Genomic DNA, 13,214 nt, shown 5'->3' on the forward strand with positions numbered 1-13,214 from the left:
GGCCGTGTTCCGCCGGATGTTGCGGTGTGACGGTCGTCGGCGATGAACCACGGGAGGTCCGCGGTTGTGAGCGAGCCCGCACCCGGTCGTTTCCTGTGAGGAGACTAAGGTCACCCCTGACGGATGGTCGTGGGGGCGATGATCCGGTGAACATCCGGCGACGGCGCCGGTGGTGGGAAGTAGGGAGCACGACCGTGCGCATCGGTGTGCCCCGGGAGACCGGGGAGCACGAGACCCGGGTGGCCGCGACCCCGGCCACCGTGGTGGGTCTGACCAACCTGGGGGCGACGGTCGTCGTCGAGCCGGGGGCGGGGGAGCACGCGAGCTTCCCGGACGCGGACTACGTCGCCGCCGGCGCCGAGCTCGGTGACCCGTGGACGGCGGACGTGGTGCTCGCGCTCCGCACGCCCGACGCCGAGCGCCTCGACCGCATGGCCGCCGGGACCACGCTCGTCGCGATGGTCGGCCCCGCCCGCAACCCGGCGGTGCTCGAGGACCTCGCCGCCCGCGGGCTCACCGTGCTGGCCACCGACGCGGTGCCGCGCATCTCGCGCGCCCAGTCGCTCGACGTCCTCAGCTCCATGGCGAACATCGCGGGCTACCGCGCGGTCGTCGAGGCCGCCCACCGCTTCGGGCGCTTCTTCACCGGCCAGGTCACCGCCGCGGGCAAGGTCCCGCCGGCGACGGTGCTGGTCGCGGGCGCCGGCGTCGCCGGGCTCGCGGCCATCGGCGCGGCGTCGAGCCTCGGTGCCGTCGTGCGGGCCACCGACCCGCGCCCCGAGGTCGCCGAGCAGGTCCGCTCCCTGGGTGGCGAGTTCCTCGCCGTCGAGGTCGAGCAGGAGGCCAGCGCCGACGGGTACGCCCGCGCCACCTCCGAGGCCTACGACGCGCGCGCCGCGGAGATCTACAGCGAGCAGGCCGCCGACGTCGACGTCGTCGTCACCACCGCCCTCATCCCCGGGCGCGCGGCGCCGCGCCTGCTCACGGCCGCCGACGTCGCGAGCATGAAGCCCGGCAGCGTCATCGTCGACATGGCCGCGAGCCAGGGCGGCAACGTCGAGGGCTCGGTGGCCGACCAGGTCGTCGTCACCGAGAACGGCGTGACCATCGTCGGGCACACCGACCTCGCCGCCCGCCTGCCCACCCAGGCCTCGCAGCTCTACGGCACCAACCTGCTCAACCTCCTCAAGCTGCTCGTCCCCGAGAAGGACGGCCGGCTCGTCCTCGACCTCGAGGACGTGGTCATCCGCTCGATGACCGTGACCCACCACGGCGACGTGCTCTGGCCGCCGCCGCCCATCCCGGTCTCCGCCGCCCCAAGCGTGCCGGTCGAGCCGGTGGCCTCGACCCCCGTTGTCGAGCCGCAGCGCCCGGCGTCCCCCGCGCGCCGCTACGCGCTCGTGGCGGTGGCGTTCGCGCTGCTCTTCGTGGCGACGGCGTTCGCGCCCCCGGAGCTCGCCACCAACCTCACGGTGTTCGTGCTGGCCGTCGTCATCGGCTACTACGTCATCGGCAAGGTCCACCACGCCCTGCACACGCCGCTGATGTCGGTGACCAACGCGATCTCGGGGGTGGTCGTGGTCGGGGCGCTGCTGCAGTTCGGCCAGCACGGCGTCGTCGTCTCGGTGCTCGCGTTCGTCGCGGTGCTGCTGGCCAGCATCAACATCGTCGGCGGGTTCGCGGTGACGCGGCGGATGCTGGCCATGTTCACGAAGGGATCCGCCCAGTGAGCGCCGGAGCCGCCGCGACCGCGGCCTACGTCGTCGCCGCCCTGCTCACGGTGATGAGCCTCGCGGGCCTGTCCAAGCACGAGACGGCCCGGGCGGGCGTCGCCTACGGCATCGCCGGCATGGCGGTCGCCCTGGTCGCGACCGTGGTGATGGTGGCCGAGTCGATCCCGGCCGGTGCCGTCGCGCTGCTCGCCGTCGCGATGGTGGTCGGCGGCGGGATCGGGCTCTGGCGTGCCCGCGTCGTCGAGATGACCGGCATGCCCGAGCTCATCGCCCTGCTGCACAGCTTCGTCGGCCTCGCCGCGGTGCTCGTCGGGTGGAACGGCTACCTCGAGGTCGAGGCCCTCGGGCCGGCCCAGACCACCGTGGCGCCGGAGCTGCTCGGCATCCACTCCGTCGAGGTCGGCATCGGGGTGTTCATCGGTGCCGTGACGTTCACCGGCTCGATCGTCGCCTACGGGAAGCTGTCCGGGCGCATGAAGTCGCGCCCGCTGACGCTGCCGGGCAAGAACGCCCTCAACCTCGGCGCGCTGGTGGCCTTCGCCGCGCTGACCGTCGGGTTCACCGTGGCCCCCTCGCTCGGCCTGATGATCGCGATCACCGCGGTCGCGCTGGCGCTGGGCTGGCACCTGGTCGCCTCGATCGGCGGCGGCGACATGCCCGTCGTCGTCTCGATGCTCAACAGCTACTCGGGGTGGGCGGCGGCCGCGTCGGGCTTCCTGCTCGACAACACCCTGCTGATCGTCACCGGCGCGCTCGTCGGGTCGTCCGGTGCCTACCTGTCGTACGTGATGTGCCAGGCGATGAACCGCTCGTTCCTCTCGGTCATCGCCGGCGGGTTCGGGGTCGAGTCGGGGACGTCGGCGAGCACGGTCGAGGGCGAGCACCGCGAGGTCTCGGCCGACGACGTCGCCGCGATGCTCACCGACGCGTCGTCGGTCGTGATCGTGCCCGGCTACGGCATGGCGGTGGCCCAGGCGCAGTACCCGGTCGCCGACCTCACCCGCCGCCTCCAGGAGCGCGGCGTCGAGGTCCGCTTCGGCATCCACCCGGTGGCCGGGCGCCTGCCCGGGCACATGAACGTGCTGCTCGCCGAGGCCAAGGTCCCCTACGACATCGTGCTCGAGATGGACGAGATCAACGACGACCTGGCGTCCACCAGCGTCGTCCTCGTCATCGGCGCCAACGACACCGTCAACCCGGCGGCGATGGACGACCCGGCCAGCCCGATCGCGGGGATGCCGGTGCTGCGCGTGTGGGAGGCGAAGGACGTCGTCGTCTTCAAGCGCTCGATGGCCGTGGGCTACGCGGGCGTGCAGAACCCGCTGTTCTTCCGCGAGAACACCTCGATGATCTTCGGCGACGCGCGGGTGCGCGTGGAGGACATCATCAAGGCGATCTGAGTACCTCCAGCAGGTCCTCGCGGCCGAACATCCGCGCCGTCTCGATGGCGGTCGGGTGCCCGGCCTGCGGGTCGGCGCCGCCGGCGACCAGCGCGCGGACCACGGCGTCCTCGCCCTTGAACACGGCCCCGGCGAGCGGCGACTGCCCGCGGTCGTTGAGCCGGTCGACGTCGGCGCCGCGGGCGACGAGCGCGGTCACCGCGTCGGCGTGACCGTGGTACGCGGCGAGCATGACGAGCGTGTCGCCCTTCTCGTTCGTCAGGTTCGCGGGGACGCCGGCGTCGACGTAGGACGCCAGCGATGCCGCATCGCCCGCACGGGCGAGGTCGAACACCCGCGTCGCGAGCTCCCGTACGGCGTCGTCGGGCTCGCCCGGTTCGTCGCTCATCGGGCCCGAGTCTAGGAGCGCGCGAGCAGGAAGGGGACGTGCTGCTCGGCGTCGGTGAGCGAGCCGTGGTGCCCGACGAGCCCGGTCTCCATCGGCTCGATGCGCGAGCGCACCAATGTCCAGTTGCCCTGCGCGGCCGCCACGACGTCGCCGATGCGCCCGCGCGCGGTGTCCGCGACCTCGGGGCCGAACCAGCCCTCGGCGATCGCCTCGTCCCGGGTCCGCACCCACGCCGCCTCGCCGAGCTCCTCGCGCCACGCGGCGGTCACGTCGTCGAGGGCGCCGTCGGCGACGAACACGTGCCGGACCCGGGCCTCCCCGGCCAGGCGGCGCACCCCGCCGAGCAGGGCCGGGGTGGTGTCGATGTCGATGCGCCAGCCGGGGTCGGTGCCGATCATGCCGTGGTCGGCGACGACGGCCAGGACGGTGTCCGACGGCAGATCCTCGGCGATCGCGGCGACCAGGCGGTCGACGACCGCGAGCTGGAGGCGCCAGGGCCGGCTCCCCGGGCCGTGCGTGTGCCCGATCATGTCGAGGTCGCCATGGTAGGCGTAGCAGAAGGTGCGTTCCTCGGCGGCGTCCGTGGCCAGGGCGTCGAGCACCTCCGCGCCGAGGTCGCCCAGCGCCGACACCCCGTGGAACCGCCCGCCGCGCAGCGCCGCGCGCGTCAGCCCGGAGCGACGCTGGATCTCCGGGGCGACGGTGGTGACGGCGACGCCCGCCCGCGCCGCACGCTCCAGCACCGTCGGCGCGGCCTGCACCTGCTCGGGCGGGAGCTCGCGGCGCAGGTCGACCGGGTCGATGGCGCCGTGCGCGCACCAGCGCAGCGTGTTGAGGACGACGTCGGCAGGCGCCTCGGGGTCGTCGAGCGGCGGCACGCCCATGCTGTAGCCGACGATCCCGTGCTCGCCCGAGGACAGCCCGGTGCCGAGGCTCGTGACGCTGACCGCGGTGGTCGCCGGGAATCCGGCGACCAGCCGGCGGCCGCGCGCCGCGAGCTCGGCCAGGGCCGGCGCCCGGTCGGCGTGCGCGTCGAGCAGCTCGGCGCCCAGCCCGTCGACGAGCAGCAGCGCGACCCCGCGGGCCTCGCCGACGCCCAGGACGTCGTCGAACCCCTCGACCCCCAGGGCGGCGACCAGCGAGGGCGAGACGTCGGCGAGGGTTCCCGTCACGGGCCGGAGTATGGACCAGGCCTACGTGCTCGCCACCGCCTCCGGCTTCGTCTCCTCGGGCACGCGGGTCGCGTGGTAGTCCGCGGCGGTGGTGTGGTCCCGGCCCTCGGGCGTCCCCACCGCGCGCAGCACGAGCGTCACGACGGCGGCCACGACGAGGTTGAGGATCAGCGCCACGAACCCGACGTAGATCTGCACCTTCGACCCGTCCCAGGGCGCCCAGCCGAAGAACGACAGCTTGTCCAGCGCGAGCGCCGAGCCGCCGAAGTGCCGGCCGGTGTTCGGGTTGGTGATGCCGTAGAGCAGGTACATGCCCCACGCCAGGCCGGCGACCCACCCGGCCACGAGCGCCCAGCGGTGGAACCAGCGCGTGTAGAGCGCGATCGCCACCGACGGCAGCGTCATCAGGATGATCACGCCGCCGATGAGCTGGAGGTCGACCGAGAACTGCGGGTCGATGAGGACGATGAACAGCACCGCGCCGACCTTGACCACCAGCGACGCGAGCTTGGCCTGGCGGGCCTCCTCGCGCGGGGTCGCGTTGCGGTGGAGGAACTCCTTGTAGATGTTGCGGGTCCACAGGTTCGCCGCGGCGATCGACATGATCGCGGCGGGCACCAGCGCGCCGATGCCGATCGCCGCGAACGCGATGCCGGCGAACCACGACGGGAACTGGTTGTCGAAGAGCACGGGGACGATCGTGTTGGTGTCCGCGCGCCCGGTGGAGCCGTTGACGATCGGCTTCACCCCGGCCGCGATCGCGACGTACCCGAGCAGGGCGAGCAGGGCCAGCAGGAACGAGTAGGCCGGCAGCGCGGCCATGTTCCGCCGGATCGTGCCGCGGCTCTGGCTGGAGAGCACGCCGGTCACCGAGTGCGGGTAGAGGAACAGGGCGAGCGCGCTGCCCAGCGCCAGCGTGGCGTACTGCAGCTGGTTGTTCGCCGTGAGCAGGATCGAGCCCGCCGGCTGACCGGTGGTGGGCGACGGCTGCGAGAGCTTCGCCTGGCCCGCATCGAAGATCGCCGACCAGCCGCCGAGCTTGAGCGGCAGGTAGATGATCGCGACGAGGATGACGATGTAGATCAGGATGTCCTTGACCACCGCGATCAGCGCGGGCGCCCGCAGCCCCGACTGGTAGGTGTAGGCCGCGAGCACGACGAAGGCGACGAACAGCGGCGCGTGGCCCCAGAACCCGGTGCCGTTGAGCCCGATCGTGCGCAGCACGGCCTCGAGCCCGGCGAGCTGCAGGGCGATGTAGGGCATCGTCGCGACGATCCCGGTGATCGCGATGAGCAGCGCGAGGACCGGGGAGTCGTAGCGGCCGCGGACGAAGTCGGCCGGGGTGACGTAGCCGTGCACCCGCGAGACCGACCACAGGCGCAGCAGCGGCAGCATGACCAGCGGGAACGCGATGATCGTGTAGGGCACCGCGTAGAAGCCGAGCGCGCCCGAGGAGAACAGCAGCGCGGGGATCGCGACGAACGTGTAGGCGGTGTAGAGGTCGCCGCCGAGCAGGAACCACGTCACCCACGAGCCGAACTTGCGCCCGCCGAGGCCCCACTCGTCGAGGTGCTGGAGGTCGGTCGCCCGGCGCCACCGGCTCGCCATGAAGCCCATGACGGCGACACCGAGGAAGAGCAGCGTGAAGATGACCAGCTCGGTGGTCTGGGTGCCGCTCACTGCTCGCCCTCCTCGTCGACGTGGCGGGTCAGGCGGTGGACCGCGACCGTGCAGAGGATGCCGACCGGGATGACGAGCAGCTGGAACCAGTAGAAGAACGGCAGCCCCGCGAGCGTCGGCTCCTCGCTGTTGAACAGGAACGGCAGGATCGACACGAGCGGGATCAGCAGCAGCAGGTTGATCCACCGGAACCGGACGTCCGTCCAGCCCCGGGGCGGCGACTCCTCTGCGGTGCTCGAGGACTCCCCGGGCGGTGGGGCGGACGTCGTCATCGTCAGGCCTCCTCATCGACGTGCTCACGCAGAGCCGGGCGATGGTAAGCCGGATGTGACGCCGAGGTGAAGCGCTGATGCTGCGCTCTGTGCGCATTCGTGCGCCGAGTGTTCATGCGATCGGGTGTCCCGCGCCCCGGAGCGCCCGGCCGCCGGTACCCGCTGCGCCGGATGCGCGCAGCCCGGATGAACGAACGGCGCCGTCGCTGCTTCGGGAGCAGCGACGGCACCGTTCGTTCGTCGCGGAGCGGGCTAGCTCGCGTCGAGGCGCTGCTTGAGGGCCTCGAGCTCGTCGCGCATCGAGGTCGGCAGCTTCTCGCCGATCTTGGCGAACCACTCCTCGATGAGCGGCAGCTCCTCGCGCCACTCGTCGGCGTCGAAGTGCAGCGACGCCTCGATGTCCTCCATCGGCTCGGACAGGCCCTCGACGTCGATCTGGTCGGCGCTCGGCACGTGGCCGATCGGCGTCTCGGTGGCGGCGGCCTTGCCCTCGAGCCGCTCGATGATCCACTTGAGGACACGGCTGTTCTCGCCGAACCCGGGCCACAGGAAGCGGTTGTCCTCGCCCCGGCGGAACCAGTTGACGTAGAAGATCGACGGCAGCTTGGTGGCGTCCGCGCTCTTGCCCACGTCCACCCAGTGCTGGAAGTAGTCGCCGACGTTGTAGCCGAGGAAGGGCAGCATCGCCATCGGGTCGCGCCGGACCTGGCCCTTGCCGCCCTTGGCCGCGGCCGTCATCTCGCTCGACATCGTGGCGCCCATGAAGGTGCCGTGCTGCCAGTCGAACGACTCGGTGACCAGCGGGATCGTCGTCTTGCGGCGGCCGCCGAACAGGATCGCGGAGATCGGCACGCCCTGCGGGTCGTCCCACTCGGGCGCGACGACGGGGCACTGCGAGATCGGCACGGTGTAGCGCGAGTTCGGGTGCGCGGCCGGCTTCGCCGTACCGGGCGTCCAGTCGTCGCCCGTCCAGGCGGTGAGGTGCTCGGGGTCGCCCTCGAGGCCCTCCCACCAGACGTCGCCGTCGTCGGTGAGCGCGACGTTGGTGAACAGGGCGTTGCCGTGCTCGATGGTGCGCATCGCGTTCGGGTTGGTCTTCCAGTTCGTCCCGGGCGCCACGCCGAAGAAGCCGAACTCGGGGTTGACCGCGTAGAGGCGGCCGTCGGCGCCGAAGCGCATCCAGGCGATGTCGTCGCCGACGGTCTCGGCGCGCCAGCCCGGGATCGTGGGCTGGAGCATCGCGAGGTTCGTCTTGCCGCAGGCCGACGGGAAGGCGGCCGCGATGTAGTACGCCTTCTCCTCCGGGCTGATCAGCTTGAGGATGAGCATGTGCTCGGCGAGCCAGCCCTCGTCGCGCGCCATCGCCGAGGCGATGCGCAGCGAGTAGCACTTCTTGCCCAACAGCGCGTTGCCGCCGTACCCGGACCCGAAGCTCCAGATCTCACGGGTGTCGGGGAAGTGGCTGATGTACTTCGTGTCGTTGCACGGCCACTTCACGTCCTGCTGGCCGGGCTCGAGCGGCGCGCCGACCGAGTGCAGCGCCGGGACCCACTCCGTGTCGCCCTCGTCGAGGCGCTTCTGCACCTCGGGGCCCATGCGGGTCATGATGTGCATCGAGGTGACGACGTAGGCGCTGTCGGAGATCTCGACGCCCAGCTTGGGGTGCTCGGCGTTCACCGGGCCCATGCAGAACGGGATCACGTACATCGTGCGACCGGCCATGCACCCGCGGTACAGCTCGGTCATCACGGCCTTCATCTCGGCCGGGTCCATCCAGTTGTTGGTGACCCCCGCGTCGGCCTCGTTGACCGAGCAGATGAAGGTGCGCTCCTCGACGCGCGCGACGTCGTCGGGGTCGGAGGCGGCGTAGAACGAGTTCGGCTTCTTGTCCGGGTCGAGCTGCGTGTACGTGCCGGCCGCGACGAGCTCCTTGGTCAGCCGGTCCCACTCGTCCTGGGACCCGTCGCACCAGACGACCTGGTCCGGCGTGGTCAGCTCGGCGACCTCGGCCACCCAGTCGATCACCTCACGGCGTCGGATCGGCGGGTTGTCGAGTCCTCGGATGGTCGGAACAGCAGTCATGCGTCTCCTCGGTCGCTGGCTCGCTCGCCGGAACGCCGTGGACCGCGAAGCGGCCCCGGTCGCCTCGGGAACGGAGTCATCGCCGGGCACGGCGCCGTGCCCGGTCGAATACTCCGTCGGTGGTGCTCGACGTTAACGAGACTTCGTGAGAACGACACCGCCGGGCGCTGTCGGGGGCCTCACTTCCACGATCAAGCTGAACGATTCAGGCCCGATCGGGCAAACGCAGGGTGTCCAGAGCGGCCGGCAGGACCTCGCCCAGGGCACCGGTCAGCCGAACGGCCGCCACCCCGTCGGCACGGCTCGGACCGCTGGTCACGACCGCGACCGGCAGCCCACGACGCGTCGCGGCGTGCACGAAGCGCAGGCCCGACATCACGGTGAGCGACGATCCGAGGACCACCAGTGATCTTGCCCGCTCGACCATCGAGAAACAGAGGTCGACACGCGGCCGGGGCACCGACTCACCGAAGAAGACCACGTCCGGCTTCAACGGTCCGTCACCGCACCCGGGGCAGGCGGTCATCGTGAAGCGGTCGAGCTCCGCGTCGGGCAGTTCGGCGTCGCCGTCGGGGTTGATCGCGACCGCGCGGGCGTCGAAGCCGGGGTTCAGGGCCTCGAGGCGCCGCTGGATCTCCGTGCGGGCCGGCGTCGCACGGCACCCGAGGCAGACGACGCGGTCGAGCGCCCCGTGCAGCTCGACGACGTCGCGCGCGCCCGCCGCCTGGTGCAGCCCGTCGACGTTCTGGGTGATCACGCCGTTGACGAGGCCCGCGCGCTGGAGCGCCGCGACGGCCCGGTGCCCGTCGTTCGGGCGGGCGCCGGCCATCTGGGCCCAGCCGACGTGGCTGCGCGCCCAGTACCGGTGGCGCGCGACGGGATCGCCGACGAACGCCTCGTAGGTCATCGGGGCGTGGCGGCGCGCGGCGCTCGTCGGGCCGCGGTAGTCGGGGATGCCGGAGTCGGTGGAGATCCCGGCGCCGGTGAGCAGCAGCGCGCCGCCCTCGGCGAGCAGCGTCGCGAGCTCGGGCACGTCGCCGCGGACCGGGACGTCGGCCTCCCACGCCTCCTGCGGCGCGGTGTACCGCATCAGCGACCTGACCACGCCGTCCATGATGCGCCTCCGGCGCACGTGAGTGTTCCGGGTCGTCGGGGCGACCCGGAACACTCACGTGGGCGGAGCCCCTCAGCGGCCCGGGGACACCGAGGTCATGTGGTAGTCGGGGACGCGCAGCGGGGGCATGGCGGCGCGGGTGAACCAGTCCTTCCACTCGCGTGGCAGCGTCCGCTCGGTGGTGCCCGCCTCGGTGGCGCGGCGCAGGAGGTCGAGCGGCGACTCGTTGAAGCGGAAGTTGTTGACCTCCCCGACGATCTCGCCGCGCTCGACGAGGTACACGCCGTCGCGGGTCAGCCCCGTGAGCAGCAGCGTCGAGGGGTCGACCTCGCGGATGTACCAGAGGCAGGTCAGCAGCAGGCCGCGCTCGGTCGAGGCCACCATCTCCTCGAGCGTCGCGTCCTCGCCCCCGGTGAGCACGAGGTTGTCGGTGGGCGCGGCGAACGGGGCGTCGTACTCGGTCGCGGCGGCGCGCGGGTAGGCCAGCGTCGCCACCTCGCCGTCGCGGACCCACTCGACGCGTCCGGTGGTGGCCCCGTTGTCGAACACCGAGACCTCGTCGCCGGAGTACGTCGTCGCGAGCACCGGGGTGTAGGCCAGGTCGGGGAAGCCGGGCGCGGCCGGGTCGCCGGCGAGCGTCAGGGGCAGCGGGCCGAGGCGCTCGCCGACGCGGGTGCCGCCGGCCCGCGAGAACGCCGAGCGGCCCTCCTGCGCCGGGCGCCCGCCCATCGACCAGGCCATGTAGATCATCAGGTCGGACACCGCCGACGGCGGCAGGATCGTCTCGTAGCGGCCCGCGGGCAGGTCGATCCAGCGCCGGCCCCACGGCAGCCGGTCGCGCAGGCGCCCGACCAGCGCGGTGACGTCGACGTCCGCGACGTCGGTGGCGCCCTCGCCGCCCCACACCGACGTGCCGGTCGCGGGGTCCTTGAGGTTGATCTCGACGGATCCGCCGGGCTCGACCCAGCGCCGCCGCACCCCGGCCGACGTGCCCAGCCAGGTGGTGGTGACGCGGTGGTCGGCGAACCCGAACGACGCCTCGTCGGGCCGGAACGACGCCCCCAGCTCCTCGGCGAGCCGCCCGAACACCGCCATCGAGGTCTCGCCGGCGCCGTCGTGCCAGTCGCCCGGGTCGCCGTCCGTGGACGCCGGCAGCGGGGCGGCGTCGCGCGCGGGTCCGGCCCGGCGGGCGGCCTGCACCGCGCCGGCGACCGCCTCGCCGATCACTGCGTCGCCCTCGGGCCCGGCCGCGAGCGCGGTGGGCGCGGGCACGGTGGCCACGCCGGCGCCCGTGCCGCCGTCCAGCGGCACCAGCATGATCACCGAGAGGCGCCGCTCGACGGTCTGCCCGTTGGTCGTGAGCGTGGAGTTCGCCCAGCGCACGACCGCCTCGGACACCTCGCGGACCGTGGCGACCGCGCCGGCGTCGGGGGCCTGGCGTGCCGCGATCGCGAGCGTGCGCTCCACGAGGGCCGATCCGGGCGCGCTCACGATCCGCTCCCCGTGTTGAGGACGGTGACCTGCCGCAGCAGCGCCGACGGGCACCCGTGGCTCACGGGCGCGACCTGGCCGGGCTGGGCCTTGCCGCAGTTGAACGCCCCGCCCAGGCGCCACGTCGAGCGCCCGCCGACGGCCTCGAGCGAGCCCCAGAAGTCGGTGGTCGTCGCCTGGTAGCCGACGTCGCGGACCTGCCCGACGAGCTTGCCCCCGCGGATGCGGTGGAACCGCTGGCCGGTGAACTGGAAGTTGTAGCGCTGCATGTCGATCGACCAGGAGCGGTCGCCCACGACGTAGATGCCGTCCTCCACCCCGTCGATGAGCGCCGCGGTGGACCGGTCGGTGTCCGGGTCGGCGCGCAGCGACACGTTCGCCATCCGCTGCAGCGGGACGTGCTCCGCGGAGTCGGCGTAGGCGCAGCCGTTGGAGCGCTCCAGCCCGAGGCGCGGCGCGAACGAGCGGTCGACCTGGTAGCCGACGAGCACCCCGTCGCGGACGAGGTCGAACTCGCCGGTGGCCACCCCGTCGTCGTCCCAGCCGACGCTCGCGAGCCCGTGCGGCACGGTCCGGTCGCCGGTGACGGTGAGGACGTCGCTGCCGTAGCGCAGCGTCCCGAGCTTGTCCGGGGTGGCGAAGCTGGTCCCGGCGTACGCCGCCTCGTAGCCGATCGCGCGGTCGTACTCGGTGGCGTGCCCGATCGACTCGTGGATGACGAGCCACAGGTTGGTCGGGTCGATGACGAGGTCGGTCGGGCCCGCCTCGACGCTGGGCGCCGCCACCTTCTCGGCCAGCAGGTCGGGCAGCTCGGCGAGCTCGGCGTCCCAGTCCCAGCCCGTGCCGGTGAGGTACTCCCAGCCGCGCCCGGTCGGCGGGGCCAGGGTCCGCAGCGTCTCGAAGCCGCCGGCGGCCCGGTCGACGGTGGTGATCGTGACGTCGGGATCGACGCGGACGCGCTGCTGCGTGGTGGTCGTGCCGGCGGTGTCGGCGTAGAAGGTCTGCTCCTTGACCTGCACGCAGCTCGCGGCGACGTGGTCGACGCCGGGCGCGGCGAGCAGCGCCGTCGACCGGGCGGTCAGCAGGCCGATCTTGTCGGCGACGTCCACCGCCCACGGGTCGACGTCGTACGGCGAGACCCAGGTGACACCGGCGTGCACCGGCTCGTCGGCGAGGGTCACCCGCTCGGTGGCCAGGGCGGCGAGGGTGCCGGAGACCTCGAGGGCCCGGCGGGCCGTGGCCGCGGCCGTCTCGGGCGTGAGGTCGACGTGCGCGGCGAACCCCCACACCCCGTCGCGCAGCACCCGCACGGCGAGGCCGACGCTCTCCTGGTCGGCGGCGACCACCACCCGGCCGTCGCGCAGTTCGAGGTGCTGGCTGCGCAGCCGCTGCACGCGCAGGTCCGCGTGCTGGGCCCCGCCGCGGCGGGCGGCGTCGAGGGCGGCGTCGGCGAGCGCGGCACGGGGCAGGGCGAGGAAGTCCGCGTCCACCGCATGCGTCACGGGGCTCTGCACAGGCGCCGAACCTACCCGGATCGACCGCCCGACCGGCGCATTCAGCCGCCGCGGACCCACCCACCGGTGGCCGGATCGATGATCGGCGCCGGCGGGACCGGGCCCTCGTCCCAGTCGGGGACCTCGTGCGTCGTCGCCGTGCCGTCGTCGCCGATGCGGGTGAGCACGTCGACCCGCGCGTCACCGTCGACGTCGGTGCCCAGCACCAGCGCGTCGGGCTCGGGCACCACGGTGGTGTCGGGGCGGCCGTCGGCGTCGCTGTCGACGGTGGCGGCGCCGAGCACGTGGGCACCGTCGGGCGCGCCGACCAGCAGCTCGCCGGGCAGCGGATCGATGTGGACGTCGGGCACGTCGACCATGCCCCGGAG

The 13,214-nt window shown here is 72.9% G+C and carries 11 protein-coding genes; 2 read left to right on the plus strand and 9 right to left on the minus strand.

Annotated elements, in window-relative coordinates; genetic code table 11:
• Positions 1-194 precede the first annotated feature (194 nt).
• Both EV188_RS14950 and pntB read left to right on the plus strand, forming a co-directional pair.
• On the plus strand, positions 195-1,730 hold the full coding sequence (locus EV188_RS14950) for a Re/Si-specific NAD(P)(+) transhydrogenase subunit alpha (RefSeq protein WP_133827021.1): 1,536 nt from the start codon (positions 195-197) through the stop codon (positions 1,728-1,730).
• Complete coding sequence (pntB, locus tag EV188_RS14955; RefSeq protein ID WP_133827022.1) at positions 1,727-3,133, plus strand: Re/Si-specific NAD(P)(+) transhydrogenase subunit beta; 1,407 nt, start codon at positions 1,727-1,729, stop codon at positions 3,131-3,133. Before EV188_RS14950 ends, pntB begins: the two co-directional genes overlap by 4 nt.
• Here the strand turns inward: pntB and EV188_RS14960 are convergent.
• The 9 genes from EV188_RS14960 to EV188_RS15000 form a co-directional block, all read right to left on the minus strand.
• On the minus strand, positions 3,120-3,521 hold the full coding sequence (locus tag EV188_RS14960) for an ankyrin repeat domain-containing protein (protein ID WP_133827023.1): 402 nt from the start codon (positions 3,519-3,521) through the stop codon (positions 3,120-3,122). The genes pntB and EV188_RS14960 overlap by 14 nt on opposite strands.
• Before the next feature lie 11 nt (positions 3,522-3,532).
• The gene (locus EV188_RS14965; RefSeq protein ID WP_243741699.1) at positions 3,533-4,693 is read right to left on the minus strand and encodes an alkaline phosphatase family protein; all 1,161 of its coding nucleotides are present in this window, start codon (positions 4,691-4,693) and stop codon (positions 3,533-3,535) included.
• A 21-nt stretch (positions 4,694-4,714) separates the two neighbouring features.
• Complete coding sequence (mctP, locus tag EV188_RS14970) at positions 4,715-6,373, minus strand: monocarboxylate uptake permease MctP (RefSeq protein WP_424922929.1); 1,659 nt, start codon at positions 6,371-6,373, stop codon at positions 4,715-4,717.
• Complete coding sequence (locus EV188_RS14975) at positions 6,370-6,645, minus strand: DUF3311 domain-containing protein (protein WP_133827025.1); 276 nt, start codon at positions 6,643-6,645, stop codon at positions 6,370-6,372. Before EV188_RS14975 ends, mctP begins: the two co-directional genes overlap by 4 nt.
• Positions 6,646-6,897: 252 nt before the next feature.
• Positions 6,898-8,727, minus strand: a complete 1,830-nt coding sequence (locus tag EV188_RS14980; protein WP_133827026.1) for a phosphoenolpyruvate carboxykinase (GTP) — start codon at positions 8,725-8,727, stop codon at positions 6,898-6,900.
• Positions 8,728-8,932: 205 nt separating this feature from the next.
• The gene (locus EV188_RS14985; RefSeq protein WP_133827136.1) at positions 8,933-9,817 is read right to left on the minus strand and encodes an NAD-dependent protein deacetylase; all 885 of its coding nucleotides are present in this window, start codon (positions 9,815-9,817) and stop codon (positions 8,933-8,935) included.
• A 96-nt stretch (positions 9,818-9,913) separates the two neighbouring features.
• Entirely contained in the window at positions 9,914-11,332 is a 1,419-nt protein-coding gene (locus EV188_RS14990; protein WP_208114192.1) for a metallopeptidase TldD-related protein, read from the minus strand.
• A complete protein-coding gene (locus EV188_RS14995) occupies positions 11,329-12,834 on the minus strand; it encodes a TldD/PmbA family protein (RefSeq protein WP_133827027.1) in 1,506 nt (501 codons plus the stop codon). Before EV188_RS14995 ends, EV188_RS14990 begins: the two co-directional genes overlap by 4 nt.
• A gap of 53 nt (positions 12,835-12,887) precedes the next feature.
• A complete protein-coding gene (locus tag EV188_RS15000; protein WP_133827028.1) occupies positions 12,888-13,205 on the minus strand; it encodes a DUF6802 family protein in 318 nt (105 codons plus the stop codon).
• Positions 13,206-13,214: the final 9 nt, after the last annotated feature.

Origin of the sequence: Actinomycetospora succinea, from assembly GCF_004363095.1 — a bacterium.
Taxonomy (GTDB): domain Bacteria; phylum Actinomycetota; class Actinomycetes; order Mycobacteriales; family Pseudonocardiaceae; genus Actinomycetospora; species Actinomycetospora succinea.

Excerpts from the sequence above, each read along its gene's own strand:
- EV188_RS14985 (WP_133827136.1), bottom strand. The coding sequence starts at position 9,817 with ATGCGGTACACCGCGCCGCAGGAGGCGTGGGAGGCCGACGTCCCGGTC.
- EV188_RS14980 (WP_133827026.1), bottom strand. The coding sequence starts at position 8,727 with ATGACTGCTGTTCCGACCATCCGAGGACTCGACAACCCGCCGATCCGA.
- EV188_RS14960 (WP_133827023.1), bottom strand. The coding sequence starts at position 3,521 with ATGAGCGACGAACCGGGCGAGCCCGACGACGCCGTACGGGAGCTCGCG.
- EV188_RS14975 (WP_133827025.1), bottom strand. The coding sequence starts at position 6,645 with ATGACGACGTCCGCCCCACCGCCCGGGGAGTCCTCGAGCACCGCAGAG.
- EV188_RS15000 (WP_133827028.1), bottom strand. The coding sequence starts at position 13,205 with ATGGTCGACGTGCCCGACGTCCACATCGATCCGCTGCCCGGCGAGCTG.